The organism is Streptomyces sp. NPDC051563, assembly GCF_044454225.1.
Lineage (GTDB): Bacteria > Actinomycetota > Actinomycetes > Streptomycetales > Streptomycetaceae > Streptomyces.
The window spans coordinates 343,605-366,311 of sequence record NZ_JBITDL010000004.1; the positions used below are offsets into that span (position 1 = coordinate 343,605).

17 protein-coding genes are annotated in these 22,707 nt (G+C 71.3%); 1 reads left to right on the forward strand and 16 read right to left on the reverse strand.

Annotation, left to right across the window (positions count from 1 at the left end; translation table 11 throughout):
- The first annotated feature begins 646 nt into the window (after positions 1–646).
- Positions 647–3,793 (forward strand): isoleucine--tRNA ligase, encoded by a 3,147-nt coding sequence (gene ileS, locus ACIA8F_RS07545; RefSeq protein WP_399377302.1) that lies wholly within the window; start codon positions 647–649, stop codon positions 3,791–3,793.
- A gap of 350 nt (positions 3,794–4,143) precedes the next feature.
- Here ileS and ACIA8F_RS07550 read toward each other — a convergent pair whose 3' ends face one another.
- The 16 genes from ACIA8F_RS07550 to rsmH form a co-directional block, all read right to left on the reverse strand.
- Positions 4,144–5,403 carry a DivIVA domain-containing protein gene (locus ACIA8F_RS07550; RefSeq protein ID WP_399377304.1) on the reverse strand — a complete coding sequence of 420 codons (1,260 nt, stop codon included), beginning with the start codon at positions 5,401–5,403 and terminating at the stop codon, positions 4,144–4,146.
- A gap of 82 nt (positions 5,404–5,485) precedes the next feature.
- Entirely contained in the window at positions 5,486–5,782 is a 297-nt protein-coding gene (locus ACIA8F_RS07555) for a YggT family protein (RefSeq protein WP_112450285.1), read from the reverse strand.
- Between the two features lie 60 nt (positions 5,783–5,842).
- Entirely contained in the window at positions 5,843–6,463 is a 621-nt protein-coding gene (locus ACIA8F_RS07560) for a cell division protein SepF (RefSeq protein WP_399377305.1), read from the reverse strand.
- A gap of 151 nt (positions 6,464–6,614) precedes the next feature.
- Entirely contained in the window at positions 6,615–7,334 is a 720-nt protein-coding gene (locus tag ACIA8F_RS07565; RefSeq protein ID WP_399377306.1) for a YggS family pyridoxal phosphate-dependent enzyme, read from the reverse strand.
- Between the two features lie 3 nt (positions 7,335–7,337).
- The gene (gene pgeF / locus ACIA8F_RS07570; RefSeq protein ID WP_399377307.1) at positions 7,338–8,069 is read right to left on the reverse strand and encodes a peptidoglycan editing factor PgeF; all 732 of its coding nucleotides are present in this window, start codon (positions 8,067–8,069) and stop codon (positions 7,338–7,340) included.
- Positions 8,066–9,265, reverse strand: a complete 1,200-nt coding sequence (gene ftsZ, locus ACIA8F_RS07575; protein ID WP_243330151.1) for a cell division protein FtsZ — start codon at positions 9,263–9,265, stop codon at positions 8,066–8,068. Before ftsZ ends, pgeF begins: the two co-directional genes overlap by 4 nt.
- Before the next feature lie 280 nt (positions 9,266–9,545).
- Positions 9,546–10,421 (reverse strand): cell division protein FtsQ/DivIB, encoded by an 876-nt coding sequence (locus ACIA8F_RS07580; protein ID WP_399377308.1) that lies wholly within the window; start codon positions 10,419–10,421, stop codon positions 9,546–9,548.
- 31 nt (positions 10,422–10,452) lie between these two features.
- Positions 10,453–11,547 carry an undecaprenyldiphospho-muramoylpentapeptide beta-N-acetylglucosaminyltransferase gene (gene murG, locus ACIA8F_RS07585; protein ID WP_399377310.1) on the reverse strand — a complete coding sequence of 365 codons (1,095 nt, stop codon included), beginning with the start codon at positions 11,545–11,547 and terminating at the stop codon, positions 10,453–10,455.
- 6 nt (positions 11,548–11,553) lie between these two features.
- Positions 11,554–12,975, reverse strand: a complete 1,422-nt coding sequence (ftsW, locus tag ACIA8F_RS07590; RefSeq protein WP_399377311.1) for a putative lipid II flippase FtsW — start codon at positions 12,973–12,975, stop codon at positions 11,554–11,556.
- 78 nt (positions 12,976–13,053) lie between these two features.
- Positions 13,054–14,481, reverse strand: a complete 1,428-nt coding sequence (gene murD, locus ACIA8F_RS07595) for a UDP-N-acetylmuramoyl-L-alanine--D-glutamate ligase (RefSeq protein WP_399377312.1) — start codon at positions 14,479–14,481, stop codon at positions 13,054–13,056.
- Positions 14,463–15,533 (reverse strand): phospho-N-acetylmuramoyl-pentapeptide-transferase, encoded by a 1,071-nt coding sequence (mraY, locus tag ACIA8F_RS07600; protein WP_250743750.1) that lies wholly within the window; start codon positions 15,531–15,533, stop codon positions 14,463–14,465. The genes murD and mraY overlap by 19 nt, the downstream gene beginning before the upstream one ends.
- The gene (murF, locus tag ACIA8F_RS07605) at positions 15,530–16,948 is read right to left on the reverse strand and encodes a UDP-N-acetylmuramoyl-tripeptide--D-alanyl-D-alanine ligase (RefSeq protein ID WP_399377313.1); all 1,419 of its coding nucleotides are present in this window, start codon (positions 16,946–16,948) and stop codon (positions 15,530–15,532) included. Before murF ends, mraY begins: the two co-directional genes overlap by 4 nt.
- Entirely contained in the window at positions 16,945–18,645 is a 1,701-nt protein-coding gene (locus ACIA8F_RS07610) for a UDP-N-acetylmuramoyl-L-alanyl-D-glutamate--2,6-diaminopimelate ligase (RefSeq protein WP_399377314.1), read from the reverse strand. Before ACIA8F_RS07610 ends, murF begins: the two co-directional genes overlap by 4 nt.
- Before the next feature lie 45 nt (positions 18,646–18,690).
- Positions 18,691–20,703: a peptidoglycan D,D-transpeptidase FtsI family protein gene (locus ACIA8F_RS07615; protein ID WP_399377315.1), complete on the reverse strand. Its 2,013-nt coding sequence runs from the start codon at positions 20,701–20,703 to the stop codon at positions 18,691–18,693.
- A gap of 327 nt (positions 20,704–21,030) precedes the next feature.
- Positions 21,031–21,534: a hypothetical protein gene (locus ACIA8F_RS07620; RefSeq protein WP_399377316.1), complete on the reverse strand. Its 504-nt coding sequence runs from the start codon at positions 21,532–21,534 to the stop codon at positions 21,031–21,033.
- Positions 21,531–22,460, reverse strand: coding sequence for a 16S rRNA (cytosine(1402)-N(4))-methyltransferase RsmH (rsmH, locus tag ACIA8F_RS07625; protein WP_399377354.1), 930 nt, complete (start codon positions 22,458–22,460; stop codon positions 21,531–21,533). Before rsmH ends, ACIA8F_RS07620 begins: the two co-directional genes overlap by 4 nt.
- Positions 22,461–22,707 lie beyond the last annotated feature (247 nt).

Below are 22,707 nucleotides of genomic sequence, written 5' to 3' on the forward strand. Positions count from 1 at the left end.
GCCCCGCGGCAACGGGGCACGCGTCCATCGAGGTCAACCTGCATCCGTTGTGCCCAGCAGGGAGCCCGGTAATCCGCCCCACCGGCCCCGCCGCACCCCGGAGCGGCCCATCGGCCCATTCGGGTCAACCGGGTCCCGGAACCGGGCCCCCTCCGGCCCCGGTCCGGACCCGCTCCGGAGCCCGGCTGCGACCCCCGGTCCGACCCCCGACCCGGACCCCGGCCAGACCCCCGGCCAGACCCCCGACCCGGACCCCGGCCCGACCCCCGGTCCGCGCCCCGCCCGGACCCCCGCGCCACGCCCCGTAAACCGGTCTGCCGACCGGCCCCCCGGCCCGTACACTGGGCCCAGCGAGAGGCATGGATGGGGACGAGTAGCGTCGGACGCAGCCAGGAGCGACCCGGGGACGGTGAGAGCCCGGGGGCGAGCGCGATGCGAAGGATCACCCCGGAGCCGCCGGAAGAAAGCCCGTCGGGATTCCCGAAGGGCGAGTAGAACCGGCTTCGCACCCCAATGAGGGGGCCGACGGACCACAGGTCCGCAGGCCAAGGAGGGTGGTACCGCGGGAGCAGACCCTGATCTTCAGGGCGTGGCTCTCGTCCCTCCGGACGGAAGTGACACCCCGCCGGAGGAAGAGTTCAGCCTCATGACCACACCGCCGCAGTACCGCCCGGTACCCGCCCAGGTCGACCTGCCTGCCCTTGAGCACGCGGTCCTCGACTTCTGGCGCGAGAGCAACACCTTCGCCAAGACCCTGGAGCAGTCCGAGGGGCGCCCCGAGTGGGTCTTCTACGAGGGCCCGCCCACCGCGAACGGCATGCCCGGCGCGCACCACATCGAGGCCCGCGTCTTCAAGGACGTCTTCCCCCGGTTCCGCACCATGCGCGGCTACCACGTGGCCCGCAAGGCCGGCTGGGACTGCCACGGCCTGCCCGTCGAGCTCGCCGTCGAGAAGGAACTGGGCTTCAACGGCAAGAAGGACATCGAGGCGTACGGCATCGCCGAGTTCAACGCCAAGTGCCGCGAGTCCGTCACCCGCCACACCGACGCGTTCACCGAGCTCACGAACCGCATGGGCTACTGGGTCGACCTGGACGACGCCTACCGCACCATGGACCCCGAGTACGTCGAGTCCGTGTGGTGGTCGCTCAAGGAGATCTTCAACAAGGGCCTGCTCACCCAGGACCACCGCGTCGCCCCCTGGTGCCCCCGCTGCGGCACCGGCCTCTCGGACCACGAGCTGGCCCAGGGCTACGAGACGGTCGTCGACCCCTCGGTCTACGTCCGCTTCCCGCTGACCTCCGGCCCCCTCGCGGGCGAGGCCGCGCTCCTCGTCTGGACGACCACCCCGTGGACCATGGTGTCCAACACCGCCGTGGCCGCGCACCCCGACGTCACCTACGTCGTCGCCACGAACGGCGAGGAGAAGGTGGTCGTCGCCCAGCCTCTGCTGGAGAAGTCCCTCGGCGAGGGCTGGGAGGCCACCGGCGAGTCCTTCACGGGCAAGGAGATGGAGCGCTGGACCTACCAGCGCCCCTTCGACCTGGTGGAGTTCCCCGCCCCCGCCCACTACGTCGTGAACGCCGAGTACGTCACGACCGAGGACGGCACCGGTCTGGTCCACCAGTCCCCCGCCTTCGGCGCCGACGACCTCGCGGTCTGCCGCGCGTACGGCCTGCCCGTCGTGAACCCGGTCCGCCCCGACGGCACCTTCGAGGAGGAGGTCCCGCTCGTCGGCGGGGTCTTCTTCAAGAAGGCCGACGAGAAGCTGACCGCCGACCTCGACGCGCGCGGCCTGCTCTTCAAGCACATCGCCTACGAGCACAGCTACCCGCACTGCTGGCGCTGCCACACCGCCCTGCTCTACTACGCGCAGCCGTCCTGGTACGTCCGCACCACCGCGGTCAAGGACGCGATGCTGCGGGAGAACGAGAAGACCAACTGGTTCCCGGACTCCGTCAAGCAGGGCCGCTTCGGCGACTGGCTGAACAACAACATCGACTGGGCGCTGTCCCGCAACCGCTACTGGGGCACCCCGCTGCCCATCTGGCGCTGCGAGGAGAACCACCTCACCTGCGTCGGCTCGCTCGCGGAGCTGAGCGACCTCACGGGCACCGACCAGTCGGAACTGGACCCGCACCGCCCGTACATCGACGAGGTCACCTTCCCCTGCACGGCGGAGGGCTGCGAGCTCACCGCCGTCCGCGTGCCGGAGGTCATCGACGCCTGGTACGACTCGGGTTCGATGCCGTTCGCGCAGTGGGGCTACCCGCACAAGAACAAGGACGTCTTCGAGAAGCGCTACCCGGCGCAGTTCATCTCGGAAGCCATCGACCAGACGCGCGGGTGGTTCTACACGCTGATGGCGGTCGGCACCCTCGTCTTCGACAAGTCCTCCTACGAGAACGTGGTCTGCCTGGGCCACATCCTCGCCGAGGACGGCCGCAAGATGTCCAAGCACCTGGGCAACACCCTCGAACCGATCCAGCTGATGGACACGCACGGTGCGGACGCCGTGCGCTGGTTCATGGCGGCCGGCGGCTCCCCGTGGGCGGCACGCCGCGTGGGCCACGGCACCATCCAGGAGGTCGTCCGCAAGACGCTCCTCACGTACTGGAACACGGTCGCCTTCCAGGCCCTGTACGCCCGCACCTCGAACTGGGCCCCGTCGGCCTCCGACCCGGCGCCCGCGGACCGCACGGTCCTGGACCGCTGGCTGCTCTCGGAGCTCCACACCCTCACGACCGAGGTCACCGAGGCGATGGAGGCGTACGACACCCAGCGCGCCGGCAAGCTCCTCTCGTCCTTCGTGGACGACCTCTCCAACTGGTACGTCCGCCGCTCGCGGCGCCGCTTCTGGCAGGGCGACGCGGCCGCGCTGCGCACCCTGCACGAGGTCGTGGAGACGGTCACCCGCCTCCTCGCCCCCCTCACCCCCTTCATCACGGAGCGGGTCTGGCAGGACATGGTCGTCCCGGTCACCCCGGACGCCCCGGAGTCGGTGCACCTGACCACGTGGCCGGTGCCGGACGCCTCGGCGATCGACCCGGAGCTGTCCCGGCAGATGCTGCTGGTACGCCGCCTCGTGGAGCTGGGCCGCGCGACGCGGGCCGAGTCGGGCGTGAAGACCCGTCAGCCGCTCTCCCGCGCGCTGGTCGCCGTATCCGGCTTCGAGACCCTCACCCCCGAGCTGCACGCGCAGATCACGGAGGAGCTGAACGTCTCCTCGCTGGCCTCGCTCTCGGAGGTCGGCGGGTCCCTGGTCGACACCACGGCCAAGGCCAACTTCCGTGCGCTGGGCAAGCGGTTCGGCAAGGGCGTGCAGGACGTGGCGAAGGCGGTGGCCGCGGCCGACGCGGCGGCCCTGTCCCTGGCCCTGCGCTCCGGCGAGGCCTCGGTGGAGGTGAACGGCGAGACCGTCACCCTCACCCCCGAGGAGGTCATCATCACGGAGACCCCGCGCGAGGGCTGGTCGGTGGCCTCCGACTCGGGCGCGACGGTCGCCCTGGACCTGGAGATCACCCCGGAGCTGCGGCTCGCGGGCCTGGCCCGTGACGCGATCCGCCTGATCCAGGAGGCCCGGAAGAACTCCGGCCTCGACGTGGCCGACCGGATCGCCCTGCGCTGGTCCTCGTCGGACCCCGAGCTGGTGGCGGCCCTGACGGACCACGCATCGCTGATCGCGGACGAGGTCCTGGCCACGGACTACGCCTCCGGCGAGGCGGACGCCTCGTACGGCGCCCCCTTCGAGGACGAGCCCCTGGGCCTGACCTTCCGCCTCCGCAAGGCGTAGCCCCTTCGCCGATAGCGGCCCGTGCCCCTCCCCTGGGGGCGCGGGCCGCTTCGCATTTCCCCTACCCGCCCTTCCACCGTTCCCCGGGCTCCGCCCGGACCCGGTCCTCAAACGCCGGACGGGCTGAAATGACGCTCCGCCGGGGAAAATCCAGCCCCTCCGGCGTTTGAGGAGCGGGGTCTGGGGCGGAGCCCCAGGGAACGGTGGAAGGGCGGGTAGGGGACAGCCCCCGCAGGGCCCACCGCCCGGCCCGCGGGGGCCTCGTACCGCCCGGGTACGGAAACGGGCCGGGCCCGGTGCCCCCGAAGGGGAACCGGGCCCGGCCCGTACCGTCTGCCGACGGCTACTGCTTAGTTGTCGTCCTCGTCGATCAGGAAGCCCCGCATGGGAGACGGCGCCTGCTGCATCGGCTGCGGACCAGCCGGCCGCACCGGAGCCATCGGCTGCGTCATCGCCGGGGACATCTGCTGCTGGCCGCCACCGTAGGAGGGGGACATCGGCGACGGGCCACCCATCGACGGACCGCCCATGGAGTGCATCGCGCCGGCCGGAGCCATCGACGGGGTCGGCGACGGCGGCAGCGCGGGACCGGCGGGGTTCCGCGGCGGAGCCAGCGAGTCGTCGGCCTGCGTCTCCAGCTGGCGCAGCTGCGATTCCAGGTAGGACTTCAGACGGGTGCGGTACTCACGCTCGAAGCCCCGCAGGTCCTCGACCTTGCGCTCCAGCGTGGCGCGGGCGGACTCCAGGGAGCCCATCGCGACGCGGTGCTTCTCCTGCGCGTCCCGCTCCAGCGCGTCGGCCTTGGCGCGGGCGTCCCGCTCCAGGCCCTCGGCGCGCGACCGGGCCTCGCCGACGATCTTGTTGGCCTCGGAGCGGGCCTCCGCGATCGCCTGGTCGGCGGTCTGCTGCGCGAGCGACAGGACGCGGGCGGCGCTGTCGCCACCGGGACCCTGCTGCGGAAGCTGCTGGGGCTGCTGCTGGTGCATCTGCTGGCCCATGGGCTGCATCTGCTGGCCCATCGGCTGCATCTGCTGACCCATCGGCTGGCCCATCTGCTGGCCGAGCGGGTTCTGGCCACCCATGGACTGCTGCTGCTGTCCCTGCATCGGGCCGCCCATCAGGCCGGGACCCTGCTGGCCCATGCCCTGCTGTCCCATGCCCTGCTGGCCCATCTGCTGCTGGCCCATCTGCTGCTGCCCACCCATGGTGTGCTGCTGCATGGGGCCGCCCATCGGGCCGGGACCCTGCGGACCGTGCCCACCGGGGCCGGCCGGAAGCTGGGGCGGGCCGCCCTGGAGCTGCGGCTGGCCCATCGGGGGCTGCTGCTGCTGCGGGGGGCCGGATATGGCCGCGGGCACGGGGGCGCCGGGGCCACGCTGGCCTCCGCCGTCCTGGGGGTCCGGCTTGCGCATGCCCTGCTGCTGGTTCTGTGCGGCGGCACGCGTGGCGGCCGCCAGCTTGGCGCGCAGGTCCTCGTTCTCGCGCAGCAGGCGCGTCAGTTCGGACTCGACCTCGTCGAGGAAGGCGTCGACCTCGTCCTCGTCATAGCCTTCTCGCAGGCGGACGGTCGTGAACTGCTTGTTCCGCACGTCCTCGGGAGTCAGCGGCATGTCTTCTTCACCTCTACGTAGTCGTCGGCAGTCGGCAGGACCGTATCGGGACTGTCCCCGCGCCTGCGGGGGAGCTCATCGTTCACACGCTTCTCGCAGCGGTGCTCACGAAACTGATGAGGATGTAAACGATGATCATCAGAACGAAGAAGGACAGGTCGAGTGCCACGCCCCCGAGACGCAACGGCGGGATGAGCCGCCGAAGGAGCTTGAGCGGTGGATCGGTGACAGTGTAGGTGGCCTCCAGAACGACCACCATCGCCTTGCCGGGTGTCCATGAACGTGCGAACTGGAACACGTAGTCCATGACCAGTCGGAAGATCAGCACGATGAGGAAGCACATCAGCGCGATGTAAACCACTTGCAGTGCTACGCCCATCCCGCGCTTCCCTCTCCCCTGCTTCCGCCCTGTACCCGGTCCCGTATCTGACGGATCGGTCTAGCTTTGGTTGAAGAACCCGCCCTCCGCGATGCGGGCCTTGTCCTCCGCCGTGACATCGACGTTAGCAGGAGACAGCAGGAACACCTTCTGTGTCACGCGTTCAATGCTGCCGTGCAGACCGAAGACGAGACCGGCGGCGAAGTCGACAAGACGCTTCGCGTCCGTGTCGTCCATCTCCGTGAGATTCATGATCACCGGAGTGCCCTCACGGAAGTGTTCCCCGATGGTACGGGCCTCGTTGTACGTCCGGGGGTGCAGCGTCGTGATGCGGTACGGCTCCCGCTCGGAGACGACCTTGGGCATGATCACGGGGGCGTTCTTCTCCAGATTCGAGCGTTCGGGTGTGATGGACGCCACGGGGGCAATTCGCGCAGGACGTCCGTTTTCAACCGGCATTGGGATGGGTTCCCTTGGCGCCGGAGGCTGGGCAACTCGTACCGGTTCGTCCGATACGGGCGTTTGATGCGAAACGGGCTGCTGCCGACGGTCCCGCTCGCGCGGCCGTTCCGGCTCCGGCTCGGGTTCGAACTCGTCGTCGGGGTCGTACCCCGGGTTGTCGTACCGGTCGTCCTCCACGAGGCCGAGGTAGACCGCCATCTTGCGCATCGCGCCGGCCATTCTCTGAGTCCTCCGCTCTGTGGTGGATCGCCCTGTCGCAGGTGTCTCGCCGTGTCACGAATGTCACCAACTGCCCGCGATCCACGTGGCCTGTCCGCTCATCAGCGGAAATGACCATATTTTCTGCTGTGGTCCGACTTTCTTCGCGACGTTACCCGAGCCGGGGTCTCGCGCCGAGTACCGCAGTGCCGACGCGTACATGTGTCGCACCGGCCGCAACGGCCTGTTCCAGGTCTGCGCTCATCCCGGCCGACACCATCGTGGCAGCCGGATGGTCCGCGCGCAGGCGGGATGACAATTCCACCAGCCGCTCGAAGGCCGCCTGTTCGCGTCCCGCGTACTGCCCGGCCAGCGGAGCCACCGTCATGAGGCCCTCGATGCGCAGTCCGGGAGCCGCGGCCACGAGGTCCGCGAGCTCGGCGAGCTGCTCGGGCGCCGCGCCTCCGCGGGCCCCCCGTTCGCCCGACTCGGCGTCGAGGGCGATCTGCACGAGGCAGCCCAGTTCCCGTCCGGCGCCCTGCGCGGCCGCCGAGAGGGCCGTGACGAGCTTGGGGCGGTCGACGGACTGCACGAGGTGCGCGTATCCCGCCACCGAACGGACTTTGTTCGTCTGCAACTGGCCGACGAAGTGCCAGGTGAGGGGCAGATCCGCGCAGGCCTCGGCTTTGGGGGCCGCGTCCTGGTCCCGGTTCTCCGCCACGTGACGGACCCCCAGGTCCGCCAGCAGTCGTACGTCGCTCGCCGGGTAGGTCTTGGTGACCACGATGAGGGTCACCTCTTCCCGCTTGCGCCCGGCGGCCGCACAGGCGGCCCCGATCCGCTCCTCCACGTGCGCGAGGTTCGCGGTGAGCTCGGACTTACGATCCGTCATTCTTCAGTCCAACCAGACATATCCGGCAAGCCGCCCGGTCATCCGGTCGCGGCGGTACGAGAAGTGGTCCCGCGACTCCAGTGTGCAGAACGAGGAACGGCCGAGGTCGGCCACCCCCGCCTCCGCGAGCTGCGCGTGCACCCCGGCCACCACGTCGACGGCCGGTGTTCCCCAGCTCGTCTCCGCGTACGCGGCCGGCACCACCTCCGCGACCGCTTCCCGCATCTCGGCGGGAACCTCGTAACAGCGTCCGCACACCGCGGGCCCGGTACGGGCCACCATGCGGGCGGGGTCCGCCCCGAGCGCCACCATCGCCTCGACGGCGGCGCCCACGACTCCGGCGACCAGCCCGGGCCGCCCGGCGTGGGCGGCTCCGGCGATGCCGGCGACGGGGTCGGCCAGCAGGACGGGCGTGCAGTCGGCGGTGAGGACCGCGAGGGCGAGTCCCCGACGGGCGGTCACCACCGCGTCCACCGCCGGGATCTCCTGCTCGGAGCCCCACGGACCGTCGACCACCGCCACGTCCCGGCCGTGCACCTGGTTCATCCAGACCACCCGGTCCGGCGCGATGCCCAGCGCCTTCGCCGCGGCGGCCCGGTTCGCACGAACGGCGGCCGGGTCGTCTCCGACCGCGCCGCCGAGATTGAGCTCCTCGTACGGAACGGCGCTCACCCCGCCCCACCGGTCGGTGAAGGCGAAGTGGGCGCCGCTCTCGCTGTACTGCTCCAAGGTCACTTCAAGAAGTCCGGGACGTCCAGTTCCTCGGCCGGGCTGTCCTGGTACGGCCGGGCCGTCGGGACCTGCGGGGCCGGAGCCTCGGCGACCGGGACGGGCTCGCTGCGGACCGGCTCCTCGCGCGGGGTGACCGAGCCGAGTCCGCCGAAGGCCGGGCGGGCCGGCTCGGCGGCACGGACCGGAGCCGGGGCCGGCTCCTCGCGCTTGGTGGAGGCCGCGCCGATGACGTTGTCGCGGCGGGCCGGGGGCTGTCCGCCGTCGAACCCGGCCGCGATGACGGTGACCCGTACCTCGTCGCCGAGCGCGTCGTCGATGACGGCACCGAAGATGATGTTCGCCTCGGGGTGCGCGGCCTCGCTCACCAGCTGCGCGGCCTCGTTGATCTCGAAGAGACCGAGGTCCGAGCCACCGGAGATGGAGAGCAGCACGCCGCGGGCGCCGTCGATGGACGCCTCCAGCAGCGGCGAGGAGATCGCCATCTCGGCGGCGGCCACCGCGCGGTCGTCGCCGCGGGCCGAGCCGATGCCCATCAGCGCCGAGCCCGCCTCGGACATCACGGACTTGACGTCCGCGAAGTCGAGGTTGATCAGACCCGGGGTGGTGATGAGGTCGGTGATGCCCTGGACGCCGGACAGCAGGACCTGGTCGGCCGACTTGAAGGCGTCGAGGACGCTGACCTGGCGGTCCGAGATGGACAGCAGGCGGTCGTTGGGGATGACGATGAGGGTGTCGACCTGCTCGCGGAGCTGGGCGATGCCGTCCTCGGCCTGGTTGGCGCGGCGCCGGCCCTCGAAGGTGAACGGCCGGGTGACCACACCGATCGTCAGGGCGCCCAGCGAGCGCGCGATGTTGGCGACGACGGGTGCGCCGCCGGTTCCGGTGCCGCCGCCCTCACCGGCGGTGACGAAGACCATGTCGGCCCCCTTGAGGACCTCCTCGATCTCCTCGCGGTGGTCCTCTGCCGCCTTGCGACCGACATCCGGGTTGGCGCCTGCGCCCAGTCCCCGGGTCAGTTCGCGGCCGACGTCGAGCTTGACGTCGGCGTCGCTCATCAACAGCGCCTGGGCGTCTGTGTTGATGGCGATGAACTCGACGCCCTTGAGACCGACCTCGATCATTCGGTTGATGGCATTGACACCACCGCCGCCGACACCGATGACCTTGATGACTGCGAGGTAGTTCTGCGGTGCTGCCACGTCGAAGGCCTCTCGCCTCGAGTTACGTGTCGTTCGCCTCGCGGGCCTGCGGTGCGACGACTGATGCCGAAATTGGGACGGTCCGTACACGCCGACCCGAACCCTAACCCTGAAGTTTAGGGTTATGAGTGTGTCTGTTCCTTGGACTCTTCCGAACAGGACACTAAGTCGACAAGTAGCGCGTGTTCAACGAACACGCCGAACCTCCCGTTTTTCTTTTCACCCTATGTGATCACCCGTATCGGTGGCCAACCAGGGTGCGACGCTGTTCGACCGGACGTCAACTACCGGACACCGCCGGGGCGGTGGGGACGCTGACGTCGAATCGGTCAGCCTTGGGCGAGGCCTTCAGGAGCGCCGTCAGTGCGCGGCCCTTCGCCTCGCCCTGTTCGCCGCTCCCCCAGACCACCGACCGGCCGCCGGTCAACTCCAGCACCACCGAGTCGTAGGAGCCCACCTTGACCTGCGCGGTCTCCTTGCGGACGGATTCCGGGAGGACGCCGGCGATCTGGACGGCCTCGCGCAGCAGCCGTTCCTCGTCGAAACGGCGGCCGCTCGGAGACTGCTGGGCACTCAGTTCGAGGAGCGGAACACCCGCCGGTGCTTGTCCGACCGTGTCGAATCGCACACCGGAAGCGTCCACTTCCACGAACTGCACGCCCTTCTTGATGAGCAGAACGGGCTTGCGTTCCGTCACCTTCAGCCCGATTCCGTGCGGCCAGGCCCGCACCACATCGACCGAATCGATGCGGGGCAGGCGGCCGCGGAGCCGGGATGCGATCTCGTCGGTGTCCACGGACACCAGGGGGGCGCCGACGGGGACGGCCGCCGCCGCCAGCACCTGGTCCCGTGTCAGGACCTCGGCGCCGGTGGCGGTGACCTTCTCGACCCGGAGCCAGGAGGAGCCGTAGAGCACCCAGGTGCAGCCGGCCGCCAGGAGCAGGGCGAGGACCGCGCCGGCGACCACCAGGGGGCCGCGGCGCAGCCCTCCCGGGAGCCGCCCGCCGGGGCCCGGACCGCGGGTTCCCCCGGGGCCGGATCCCTTCGGCGGCTTCGGCGACTTGGGGGCCTTCGGGGTCCCCGGCCGCTTGAGGGGGCCGGAGCCCTTCCCCGCGGCTCCCGGACCGCCACGCTGCGCAGTGCTCGCTCCGGCCACTCCTGTGCCTCCTGCGTCGGTGCTTCCCGCGTCAGCGGGCTCTGTTGGCTGCGATCGCCTCGTACACCATGGCGACGAGCAGGTCGTCGGCGTCCCGGCGGCCGAACTCGGCGGCGGCGCGGGACATCTCGTACAGCCGGTGCGGGTCGGCGAGCACCGGGAGGACCTGGCTGAGCACCCACTGGGGCGTCAGTTCCGCGTCGTCCACGAGCAGGCCGCCGCCGGCCTTGACCACCGGCTGGGCGTTGAGCCGCTGTTCGCCGTTGCCGATCGGCAGCGGGACGTAGGCGGCCGGCAGCCCGACGGCGGAGAGTTCGGCGACGGTCATCGCGCCCGCGCGGCACAGCATCATGTCGGCGGCGGCGTACGCGAGATCCATCCGGTCCACGTACGGTACCGGCACATACGGCGGCATCCCGGGCATGTTGTCGACACGCGGCAGTTCGTTCTTCGGGCCGACCGCGTGCAGGATCTGGACCCCGGAGCGCTGGAGGGTCGGCGCGACCTGCTCGATCACCTCGTTGAGGCGCCGGGCGCCCTGCGAGCCGCCGGAGACCAGCAGCGTCGGCAGGTTGGGGTCCAGGCCGAAGGCGGCGCGCGCCTCCGGGCGGACCAGTGCCCGGTCGAGGGTGGAGATGGAGCGGCGCAGCGGGATGCCCACGTAGCGGGCGCCGCGCAGTTTGCTGTCGGGGGTGGAGACCGCGACGGCGTGCGCGTACCGGGAGCCGATCTTGTTGGCCAGTCCGGGCCGGGCATTGGCCTCGTGGACGATGATCGGCACCCCGAGGCGCTTGGCCGCGAGGTAGCCGGGCAGCGCCACGTAGCCGCCGAATCCGACGACGCAGTCGGCCTTGGTGCGGATCAGGATCTCCTCCGCGGCCTTGATGGTGCCGCGCAGCCGTCCTGGGACGGTGATCAGCTCGGGCGTGGGCCTACGGGGCAACGGGACGGCCGGGATCAGTCCCAGCTCGTAGCCGCGCTCGGGCACCAGGCGGGTTTCGAGTCCGCGTTCGGTGCCGAGGGCGGTGATGCCCACGGAAGGGTCCTGCCTGCGCAGGGCGTCCGCGAGGGCCAGCGCCGGCTCGATGTGGCCGGCGGTCCCCCCACCGGCGAGTACGACATGCACCGAAATTCACCGCTCTCCGGACGGACGCTTCTTGACGCGCCGTCTCATCGACTTCCATCTCTGCCCGGTCCGCGGCCGGCCGTTCTTGGGCCTCCGCATCGCGAGCGCCGCCCGTGCCGCCGGCTCCTCCCGCGCGAAGGCGATGAGCAGTCCGACCGCGAACATGGTCGGCAGCAGGGCCGACCCCCCGTAGGAGAACAGCGGGAGCGGGACTCCGGCGATCGGCAGCAGACCGAGTACCGCACCGATGTTGATCACGGCTTGCGCCGTGATCCAGGTGGTCACGCCTCCCGCGGCAAACCGTACGAAGGGGTCCTCCGTGCGTCCGGCCACGCGGATACCCGCATAGCCTAGGGCCGCGAACAGGGCGAGCACCGACAGCGTCCCCGCCAGCCCCAGTTCCTCGCCGGTGATGGCGAAGATGAAGTCGGTGTGGGCCTCTGGCAGTTGCCCCCATTTTTCCACACTGGCACCCAGTCCGGAACCGAACCATCCGCCCGATGCGAGGGCGTAGATTCCGTGGACGGCCTGCCAGCACAGGCCGTTCTCGGGCAGTTCGGTGACTCCGATGCACTGGAGCCGGTCCATGCGGTGCGGGCTGGTCTTGATGAGCAGGGCGACGAGCACGCCCACGGAGGCCAGGACCCCCGCGAACATCCGCGTCGGGGCTCCGGCCAGCCACAACAGACCGAACAGGATGGCTCCGAGGATCATCGCGGTGCCCATGTCCCCGCCCAGCATGATGAGCCCGAGCAGCAGGAAGGTGACCGGGACCAGCGGCACCAGCAGGTGTTTCCACTGGCTCAGCAGGTCCTTGTCGCCCTTGCGGGCCAGCAGGTCGGCCCCCCACAGGATGAGGGCCAGTTTGCCGAACTCACTGGGCTGGAGCATGAACGGACCCCCAAGGGAGATCCAATTCTGGTTGCCGTTGATCGACACCCCTATCCCGGGAACCTGGACCAGGACCATCAGGAACAGCGTGCCGGTGAGCACGGGGTACGACAGGGCCCGGTGGAGTTTGACGGGCATCCGGGAGGCGATCAGCAGCAGTACGGTGCCGATCGCGGCTGCCAGGAACTGCTTCTTGAAGAAGTACGCGTCGCCCAGGCCGAGCTGGAGCGCCTTGATCATGGAGGCCGAGTAGACCATCACCAGGCCGAGCACGGTGATGAGCAACGAGCTGCCGAAGATCAGGTAATACGCCGTGAGCGGCCGGTCCCAGGCCCGGCGCAGCCGGCTCTGGGTGCGCCGCAGCCGGGTGAGCGGCCCGCCGTCGGCGGGCCGCCGCGGTCGCGCCGCGGGCCGCCTGCGGCCCAGCACTCTCCGGCCGGTCCCGGGCACCCCTGGTCCGGCACCCGCTTGCCCGGCTTCCTTGGCGGTCTTGGCGGCGGACGGCCGCCGCCCCGGCAGCACTTGCTTGGCCGGCATCTGTGATCTTCCCCTCCCACTCGTACGAGGCGAGCAGCCGGTCGGCCGGAGGGAACCTGCCCTTGGATCGAGCCGGACCTAGGCCTGCTCGGCGGCCAGTTCGCGCACCGCGTCGGCGAACGCGTCTCCACGCTTGCTGTAGTTCGCGAACATGTCCATCGAGGCACAGGCAGGTGCCAGCAGAACCGTGTCGCCCGGCTCCGCGAGCCGGGCCGCTTCCCGGACCGCCGCGAGCATCGCCCCAGTGTCGGTCCGTGCGAGGTCCACGACCGGGACCTCCGGGGCGTGTCGCGCCAGTGCCTCGGCGATCAGGGCCCGGTCGGCGCCCATCAGGACGACGCCCCGCAGCCGCTTCGCGGCCTTCTGCACGAGTTCGTCGAAGGTCGCGCCCTTGGCGAGGCCGCCGGCGATCCAGACGACCGGCTCGAAGGCCGCCAGGGAGGCTTCCGCGGCGTGGGTGTTGGTGGCCTTGGAGTCGTCGACGTACGTGACCCCGCCCACCTCGTCCACGTGGCTGACCCGGTGGGCGTCCGGGCGGAAGTCGCGCAGTCCGTCGCGGACGGCGCGCGGCTCCACGCCGAAGGCGCGGGCCAGGGCCGCGGCGGCGAGGGCGTTGGCGATGTTGTGCGGGGCCGGCGGGTTGACGTCCGCGACCTCGGCGAGTTCCTGGGCGTTCTTCTGCCGGTTCTCCACGAAGGCCCGGTCGACGAGGATGCCGTCGACCACGCCGAACATGGAGGGGCCGGGGGCGCCGAGGGTGAAGCCGATGGCCCGGCAGCCCTCTTCCACGTCCGCCTCGACGACCAGGTCCTCGGTGGCCTTGTCGGCGGCGTTGTAGACGCAGGCGACCGTGTTGCCCTCGTAGATCCGGCCCTTGTCGGCGGCGTACGCCTCCATCGAGCCGTGCCAGTCGAGGTGGTCCGGGGCCAGGTTCAGGACGGCCGCGGAGTGCGGGCGCACCGAAGGGGCCCAGTGCAGCTGGTAGCTGGAGAGTTCGACGGCGAGCACGTCGTACGTCTCCTCGCCGAGCACCACGTCGATGATCGGGGTGCCGATGTTGCCGACGGCGGCGGTCCTGAGGCCGGCGGCCTTCAGGATCGAGGCGAGCATCTGGGTGGTGGTGGTCTTGCCGTTGGTGCCGGTGATCGCCAGCCAGGGGGCGGCGTCCGGCCCGCGCAGCAGCCAGGCGATCTCGACGTCGCCGACGACGTCCACGCCCGCGTCGGCCGCGGCCGCGAACAGCGGGCTGTCGGGCTTCCAGCCGGGCGAGGTGACGACCAGTTCGGTGCCCTCGGGCAGGGTCTGCGCGTCGCCGAGGCGTACGGAGATGCCCGCCGCCTCAAGTTCCGCGGCCCGGGCGCGGTGGCCCTCGCCGTCGCCGCCGTCCACGACGGTGACGACCGCGCCGAGGCCGGCCAGGGCGCGGGCGGCGCTGATGCCGCTCACGCCGAGGCCGGCGACGGTGATGTTCTTGCCGTGCCAGGCGGTCACTTGTCGGCTGCCCATCCCGCGTAGAAGACTCCGAGGCCCACGATCACGCACATGCCCTGGATGATCCAGAACCGGACGACGACCAGGACCTCCGACCATCCCTTGAGTTCGAAGTGGTGCTGCAGCGGTGCCATCCGGAAGACGCGCTTGCCGGTCAGCTTGAAGGAGCCGACCTGGATGACGACCGACATGGTGATGAGGACGAAGAGGCCGCCGAGGAGCGCCATCAGGAACTCCGTGCGGGAGCAGATCGCCAGGCCGGCGAGTGCGCCGCCGAGGGCCAGCGATCCGGTGTCGCCCATGAAGATCTTGGCGGGCGAGGTGTTCCACCACAGGAAGCCGAAGCAGGCGCCCATCAGGGCGGCGGCGACGACCGCGAGGTCCAGTGGGTCGCGCACCTCGAAACAGGCGGCCGGGTTGGTCAGGGTCTGCGCGTTGGCGCAGGACTCCTGGTACTGCCAGACGCCGATGAAGGTGTAGGCGCCGAAGACCATCACGGCGGCGCCCGTGGCCAGGCCGTCGAGGCCGTCGGTCAGGTTCACGCCGTTGGACATCGCCAGGATCATGAACAGCGCCCAGACCACGAACAGCACCGGGCCGATCGACCAGCCGAAGTCCGTGACGAACGACAGCTTGGTGGAGGCGGGGGCCAGTCCGCGCGCGTCCTTGAACTGCAGCGCGAGCACCGCGAAGGCGATGCCGACGATCAGCTGGCCGGCCATCTTGGCCTTGGCCCGCAGACCGAGCGAACGCTGCTTGACGATCTTGATGTAGTCGTCGAGGAAGCCGACCACGCCCATGCCCGCCATCAGCAGGAGGACGAGGAGGCCCGAGAAGGTCGGCTGGCTTCCGGTGATCACCTTGGTGAGGGCGTACGCGATCAGCGTGGCCAGGATGAAGGAGATGCCGCCCATGGTGGGCGTGCCCTTCTTCCCGGCGTGACCGCGCGGCCCGTCGTCACGGATGAACTGGCCGTAGCCCTTGCGGGCCAGACCCTTGATCAGCAGCGGGGTGCCGATGAGCGTGAGGAAGAGTCCGATGACTCCGGAGAACAGGATCTGCCTCATCGGCCGGCGACCTCGCCGTCGAGCAGGGCCTGGGCCACCCGCTCCAGGCCGGCTGACCTGGAAGCCTTCACCAGCACGACGTCTCCCGGGCGCAGTTCACTGCGCAACAGGTCGACCGCCGCCTGCGCGTCGGACACGAGCACCGACTCCTCACCCCACGAACCCTCGTTATATGCGCCCAGTTGCAGCCAGGAGGCTTCCCTGCCCCCGACCGCGACCAGCTTGCTCACGTTGAGCCGGACGACAAGCCGTCCGACCGCGTCGTGCTCGGCGAGCGCGTCGTCTCCGAGCTCGGCCATCGGGCCGAGCACCGCCCACGTGCGGCCCCCGTTCGCCTTGCCGGCACCGCCCATCGCGGCGAGTGCGCGCAGTGCGGCCCGCATGGACTCGGGGTTTGCGTTGTAGGCGTCGTTGACGATCGTCACGCCGTCCGCCCGCTCGGTGACCTCCATCCGCCACCGGGACAGGCTGCCCGCCCCGGAGAGCGCGGTGGCGATCTCCTCGGCTGACATGCCCAGCACGTGGGCGACGGCGGCCGCGGCGAGCGCGTTCGACACGTGGTGCTCACCGTACAGCCGCAAGGTCACGTCGCTGCACCCGGTCGGTGTTCGCAATGTGAAGGAAGCCTGTCCCCTGTCCGTCATCCGGACTTCGGTGGCCCTGATGTCGGCGTCCTCGGCCTCGCCGAACAGCACCGTACGCGCCTTCGTACGCCCGGCCATGGCACGTACCAGCAGGTCATCGGCGTTGAGGACGGCGATGCCGCCCTCCGCCTCGGACGGCAGGGCCTCGACCAGCTCGCCCTTGGCCTGCGCGATCTGCTCCCGGCCGCCGAACTCCCCGATGTGCGCGGTGCCGACGTTGAGGACCAGGCCGATGCGCGGGGGCGTCAGCCCGGTGAGGTAGGCGATGTGGCCGATGCCGCGCGCGCCCATCTCCAGGACCAGGTGCTGGGTGTCCTCGGTGACCCGCAGCGTCGTGATCGGCAGGCCGATCTCGTTGTTGAGGTTCCCCGGGGTCCACACGGTCGGCGCGTGGTGCTGCAGGACCTGGGCGATCAGGTCCTTGGTGGAGGTCTTGCCGGCGGAGCCGGTGAGGGCCACGACGTCGGTGCCGAGGCGTTCGACGACGGACCGGGCGAGCGCGCCGAGGGCGGCCACCACGTCGGGGACGACGATGGCCGGAACACCGACGGGCCGGGTCGCGAGGATGCCCACCGCACCGGCGGCTACGGCGCGTTCGGCGTAGTCGTGGCCGTCCACGCGCTCTCCGACGAAGGCGGCGAACAGGCTGCCCGCCTGCACCTCGCGGGAGTCGTAGACGACGGGGCCGGTGACCAGGACGGACGGATCCGGTATGTCGTGGGGCTGCCCGCCGGTGATGTCGGCGATCTCGGCGAGGGAAAGGGCGATCACTGGTTCACCTCGGCCTGTCGGGGACGCTGGCCTGCTTGGGTCTCGATGGCCGCGCGCAGGACCGCCCGGTCGTCGAAGGGGCGTACGACGCCCGCGATGTCCTGGCCCTGCTCGTGGCCCTTGCCGGCCACCAGCACGGTGTCCCCGGCCTCGGCGCGCGCGACGGCGGTGGCGATGGCCGCCGCACGGTCGGCGTCGACGAGGACGGTGCCCCGCTCGGCGGGCGGCACGGACACGGCGCCGCGGAACATCGCGGCGAGGATCCCGAGGGGGTCCTCGGAGCGCGGATTGTCGGAGGTCAGTACGGCGGTGTCGGCGAACCGGGCCGCCGCGGCGCCCATCGGGGCCCGCTTGGTGGTGTCGCGGTCGCCGCCGCAGCCGATGACGACGTGCAGCCTGCCGGTGGTGACCTCGCGCAGGGCCCGCAGGACCGATTCGACGGCGTCCGTCTTGTGCGCGTAGTCCACGACGGCCAGGTACGGCTGTCCCGCGTCGACCCGCTCCAGCCGGCCGGGCACCCCGGGGACCGCGGCGACGCCGTCGGCGGCGGTCTGCGGGTCGAGGCCGGCGGCGGCGAGGGTCACGACGGCGGCCACGGTGTTGGCCACGTTGAACGGGCCGGGCAGCGGGGCGGTGGCCGTGACCCGCTCGCCCGCCGGACCCACCAGGGTCAGGGTCGAGTCCATGTGGCGCGAGACCACGTCCTCGGCCCGCCAGTCGGCCGCCGGGTCGCCCGTGGCGGAGAACGTGACCACCGGGATCGGCGACTCCTTGGCCAGGCGGCGGCCGTACTCGTCGTCGATGTTGACCACGCCGAGGCGGGCGCGGCGCTCGGTGAAGAGCTGCGCCTTGGCCTGGAAGTAGTCCTCCATGTCGGAGTGGAACTCCATGTGCTCCGGGCTCAGGTTGTTGAAGACCGCCACGTCGAAGACGCAGCCGTCGACCCGGCCGAGCACCAGGGCGTGGCTGGAGACCTCCATGGCGACGGCCTCGACGCCGCGTTCGCGCATGACCGCGAACAGCGCCTGGAGGTCGGTGGCCTCGGGGGTGGTGCGCTCGGACTTGATGCGCTCGTCGCCGACGCGCATCTCGACGGTGCCGATGAGCCCCGTCTTGCGTCCGGCGCCGCGCAGGCCGCCCTCGACGAGGTACGCCGTGGTGGTCTTGCCGGAGGTCCCGGTGATGCCGATCTGGAGCAGGGCCTCCCCGGGCCGTCCGTAGACGGCGGCGGCCAGTTCTCCCATCCGGCCGCGCGGGTCGGCGACGGCGAGGACCGGGAGTCCGGTGGCCGCGGCGCGCTCCGCGCCGTCCGGATCGGTCAGCACGGCGGCGGCGCCGAGGGCGGCCGCCTGGGCGGCGAAGTCCGCGCCGTGCAGCTTGGCGCCGGGCAGGGCCGCGTACAGGTCTCCGGGGCGCACGGCACGGGAATCGTGCGTGATGCCGGTGATCCGCGTCAGCGCGCCGGGGGTTTCCACTCCCAGCAGCTCCGCCAGCTCGCCGAGCGGTGTCGGGCGGACGGACAGGGGGCGTGGCGCTCCCGGCGGCGCTGCCGGTGCGTCGTTCTGGGTGGTTCTGGGCTGATCAGCGTGGGGCACGGCGGTGAGCGTACCGGGCCCGGCGGGCCGCTCGCGAAGCGAGGGCCCGGCCTCGGGGGCGGCGGACGCATGGTTCCCGGATTCGGGGGTGATCGTTGTCACTGATGGTGCCTCACGCTTTTCTGGGGCGGGCCGGCCGGTCGGCGGTCACTGACCCGGCTGCGGGCTCGACTGCGGGCCGGGCTGCGCGCCGGGTTCGTAGGTGACCGGAAGTCCGGCGGGGGCGGTTCCGGTGGGAGCGATCTGGAGGGTTTTGAGGGCGAACTCCATGACCTTCTTGTAGATGGGCCCGCAGATCTGGCCACCGAAGTAACTGCCCTTGGTGGGGTTCTGGATGGCGCAGTAGACGGTGATGCGGGGATTGTCCGCGGGTGCGAAGCCCGCGAACGAAGCGGTGTAGCCCTTGTAGCGGCCGGTGGCCGGATCCACCCGGTTGGATGTGCCCGTCTTGCCGCCGACCCGGTAGCCGGGGATCCGTGCCTTGGTGCCGGTGCCCTCCTGGTCGTCGACCACCGACTCCAGCATTTCCGCGAGGGTCTTGGCGGTCTCCTTGCTGACCACCTGCGTCTTCGCGGGTGCCGGGGCCGGGGTGAAGCGGCCGTCGGGGCCCTTGGTTCCGCGGACCAGGGTCGGGGCGATGCGGACCCCGCCGTTGGCGATGGTCGAGTACACGGAGGCCGCCTGCATGGCGTTGAGGGACAGGCCCTGGCCGAACGGGATCGTGTACTGCTGTGAAGTGGACCAGTCCTCGGGCTTGGCGAGGATGCCCCGGGACTCGCCGGGGTAGTTCAGCCCGGTGGGCCGGCCGATGCCGAACTTGTCCAGGTACGAGAACAGGACCTTGTTGGACTCGGGCTGCGTCGGGCCGAGCTGACCGGTGGCCAGGATCGTGCCGATGTTGGAGGACTTGGCCAGGACCCCGTTGAGGGTCAGGTACCAGGTCGGGTGGTCGATGTCGTCCTTGAAGAGCCGGTCGCCGCGGTGCAGCCGGTTGGGGACCTCGACGTGGGTGTCGGGCTTGGCCTTCTTCTCCTCCAGGACGGCGGCCATCGACATCACCTTGGCGGTGGAGCCGGGCTCGTACACGTCTTGGAGCGCGGCGTTGCCCATGGCGGCGGAGCTGGCCTTGGAGAGGTCGTTGGGGTCGAAGCCGGGGGCGTTGGCCATGGCGAGGACCTCGCCGGTGGTCGTGTCCTGGACGATGACGTACCCGCGGTCGGCCTCCGACTTGGCGACCTGCTCGGTGATGGCGCTCTGCGCGGCCCACTGGATGTCGCGGTCGATGGTCAGCTCGATGTCCTCGCCGGGCACGGCGGGCTTCTCGCTGGACCCGGCAGTCGGCACGCGGCGGCCGCCCGACTGGGCGTAGGTGAGCTCGCCGTCCTTGCCGGAGAGCTTCTTGTCGAGGGAGGACTCCAGGCCGCCGCCGCCCTTGCCCTCGGCGTTGACGTAACCCAGTATCCCGGCGGCGAGGTCGCCGTTCGGGTACACGCGCTTGCTGCTGTTCTCGTTGAACACCCCGGCCAGGACGTTGGCGCCGGGGCCGTTGTTCTTCTTGTCGGCGGTCGCCTTCTCGGCGAACACCTTCTTGAGGTCCTTGATCTGGTTCCAGACCTGCGGGGTCTGGCGGCGGGCGAGGACGACGTAGCGGGTGTTCTTCGTCTTCAGCCGGGCCGTGAGCTCCTTGGCGTCCTTGCCGAGGATCGGCGCGAGGAGGGCCGCCGCCTGCTCGGGGGCGTCGGGGGCCTTGCTCTCCTGCACGGTGAACATGTGCGGGTCCGCGGTGATGTCGTACGCGTCCACGCTGGTGGCGAGCGCCACGCCCTTGCGGTCGGTGATCTCCCCGCGCTCGGCGGCCAGGGTGTAGCTGGCGTAGCGGTTCTCGGAGGCCTTGGCGGAGTACGCCGACGCGTCGACGGCCTGCACCTGGAGCAGGCGTACGACGAACACCAGCATCACCATCGTCAGCCCGACGCTGACCAGCCGCAGCCGGGGCTTGGGGGCGCCGAGCCGGATCGTGTGCGGCTTCCTCGCGGGGGCGGGGCGCCGGGTGGCTGGCCTGGCCCCGACCGGCCGTGCCGTGGCCCGCGCCCGGTCCCCGCCGGGCCGGGGCCGCCCGGGCCCGGGCACGCGCCGCCGCGGCGGCTCCTGGGGGCTCACGCGGCGGCCCCCCGTACGTGCGCGGAACCCGGCTGCACCTGGGCTTCTGGGGCGCCGCCCCAGACCCCGCTCCTCAAACGCCGGAGGGGCTCGATTTGGCCGGCACCGGTCCGCATGTGCGCGTCGCGGGGGTGGATGCGGGCGGCGTCAGCCCGCGCGTTCCTGGCGCCGGGCTGGGCAGATTCAGCCTCGCCGGCGATTGAGGCGCGGGGGTCCGGGGGCTGGCCCCCGGCGACGGTGCCGCGTGTGGCAGGGGTCCGGGCGGAGCCCGGGGAACGGCCGAAGTGCGGGTAGGGGACCAGCCCCGCAGGGGTACGCGTCATTACGTCACCGTCCAGGGGTCTGGGAGGGCTGAGCGGCTCCGCCCGACGGGGCGGCGGGGGCCGGGGCCGGGGAGCCGGCCGGGCTGGGGACGGCCGCGCCCGGCGAGGGCGGGGCGGCCGGCACGGAGCCGGCCGGCACGGAGGCGGCCGGCGGCGACGGCGGTGGCGGCTCGGCGGCCGGCGAGGCCGTGCCGGCGACCTTGCCGTCGGGCCCGATGAACACCGGACTGCCGCCCGGTACGAGACCCAGCTCGTGCGCCCGCCGCTGCAACGCGTCCGGCGCCGAATAGCCGTCCACGTCGCGCTGCAGCGCCTGCTCCTCGTCCGTGAGCGCGGTGGTCTCCCGTTTCAGCTTGCTCAGCTGGAAGGAGCCCTGGTTCAGCGCCGAGTTCAGCAGCAGCAGGCTGATCAGCCCGCCGCCGAGCAGCGCCACGACCAGCAGGACGAACGGGGTCCGCGCCGCCTGTCCGGCGACCGGTCCCCCCAGCACCCGCCCCAGGCGTTTCACAGCCGCGCCTCCCGGATGCGCTCCACCCCGCGGCAGCGGGCCGGCGCCGCACGCCGGTTCTCCGCGATCTCCTCCTCCGTCGGAAGCTCCGCGCCGCGCGTCAGGAGCTTCAGCTTCGGCTGGTACTTCTCCGGTACGACCGGCAGCCCGGGCGGGGCCGTCGAGGTCGCGCCGGCCACGAAGACCTGCTTGACGAGGCGGTCCTCCAGCGACTGGTACGAGAGCACCACGATCCGGCCGCCGACCGCGATCCGGTCCACCGCGGCGGGGATCGCCCGCTCCAGTCCGGACAGCTCGCCGTTGACCTCGATGCGCAGGGCCTGGAAGGTGCGCTTGGCCGGGTTGCCGCCGGTCCGCTTCGCCGCCTGCGGCAGGGAGTCGCGGATCAGTTCGACGAGGCGCGCGCTGTTGGTGAAGGGGTCCTTGTCCCGCTCGCGCACCACCGCGGACACGATCCGCTTGGCCTGCTTCTCCTCGCCGTACTGGCGCAGGATGCGGACCAGCTCGCCGGGCGCGTAGGTGTTGAGGACCTCGGCCGCGCTGATGCCCGTCGTCTGGTCCATCCGCATGTCGAGCGGGGCGTCCTGCGCGTAGGCGAAGCCGCGGTCGGCCTCGTCCAGCTGCATGGAGGAGACGCCGAGGTCGAAGAGGATGCCCTGCACGGCGGGGATGCGCAGGCCGTCCAGCACCTCGGCCAGGTCGGCGTAGATGGCGTGGACGAGGGTGACCCGGTCACCGAAGGGCGCGAGGCGCTCCCCGGAGAGGCGCAGGGCTTCCTTGTCGCGGTCCAGGCCGATCAGGTGGGCCTCGGGGAACCGGGTGAGGAGGGCCTCGCTGTGCCCGCCGAGCCCGAGGGTGCAGTCGACGACGACGGCCCCGGGCCTCTCCAGTGCCGGGGCCAACAGGTCCAGGCACCGCTGGAGCATCACCGGGACGTGTCGGGACTCGCTAGTCAAAGCGCCCTCTCAGATAACGGCGCGGCAGGCATACGCCGCGCCGCGCACGCGGAGTCTTACCAAAGGGCCGGGCGGCCGGTCAGGGCCGGGCTCCGGCCGGTTCGCGTCACTTTAGTGCAACGGTCGCCGCGGTCAACGAACCGCCCCGCGCGCCGTGCGCTCCGCTGCCACCGAAGCCGCAAAAGCCGCGAATCACCCGGTTGGCCGCGTGCGCCTC

Bases quoted from the DNA above. Each gene is read 5' to 3' on its own strand.
- rsmH (WP_399377354.1), bottom strand. From the start codon at position 22,460: ATGCTCCAGCGGTGCCTGGACCTGTTGGCCCCGGCACTGGAGAGGCCC.
- mraY (WP_250743750.1), bottom strand. From the start codon at position 15,533: ATGAGGCAGATCCTGTTCTCCGGAGTCATCGGACTCTTCCTCACGCTC.
- ACIA8F_RS07560 (WP_399377305.1), bottom strand. From the start codon at position 6,463: ATGGCCGGCGCGATGCGCAAGATGGCGGTCTACCTCGGCCTCGTGGAG.
- ileS (WP_399377302.1), top strand. From the start codon at position 647: ATGACCACACCGCCGCAGTACCGCCCGGTACCCGCCCAGGTCGACCTG.
- ACIA8F_RS07565 (WP_399377306.1), bottom strand. From the start codon at position 7,334: ATGACGGATCGTAAGTCCGAGCTCACCGCGAACCTCGCGCACGTGGAG.
- ACIA8F_RS07550 (WP_399377304.1), bottom strand. From the start codon at position 5,403: ATGCCGCTGACTCCCGAGGACGTGCGGAACAAGCAGTTCACGACCGTC.
- ftsW (WP_399377311.1), bottom strand. From the start codon at position 12,975: ATGCCGGCCAAGCAAGTGCTGCCGGGGCGGCGGCCGTCCGCCGCCAAG.
- ACIA8F_RS07555 (WP_112450285.1), bottom strand. From the start codon at position 5,782: ATGGGCGTAGCACTGCAAGTGGTTTACATCGCGCTGATGTGCTTCCTC.
- murD (WP_399377312.1), bottom strand. From the start codon at position 14,481: ATGGGCAGCCGACAAGTGACCGCCTGGCACGGCAAGAACATCACCGTC.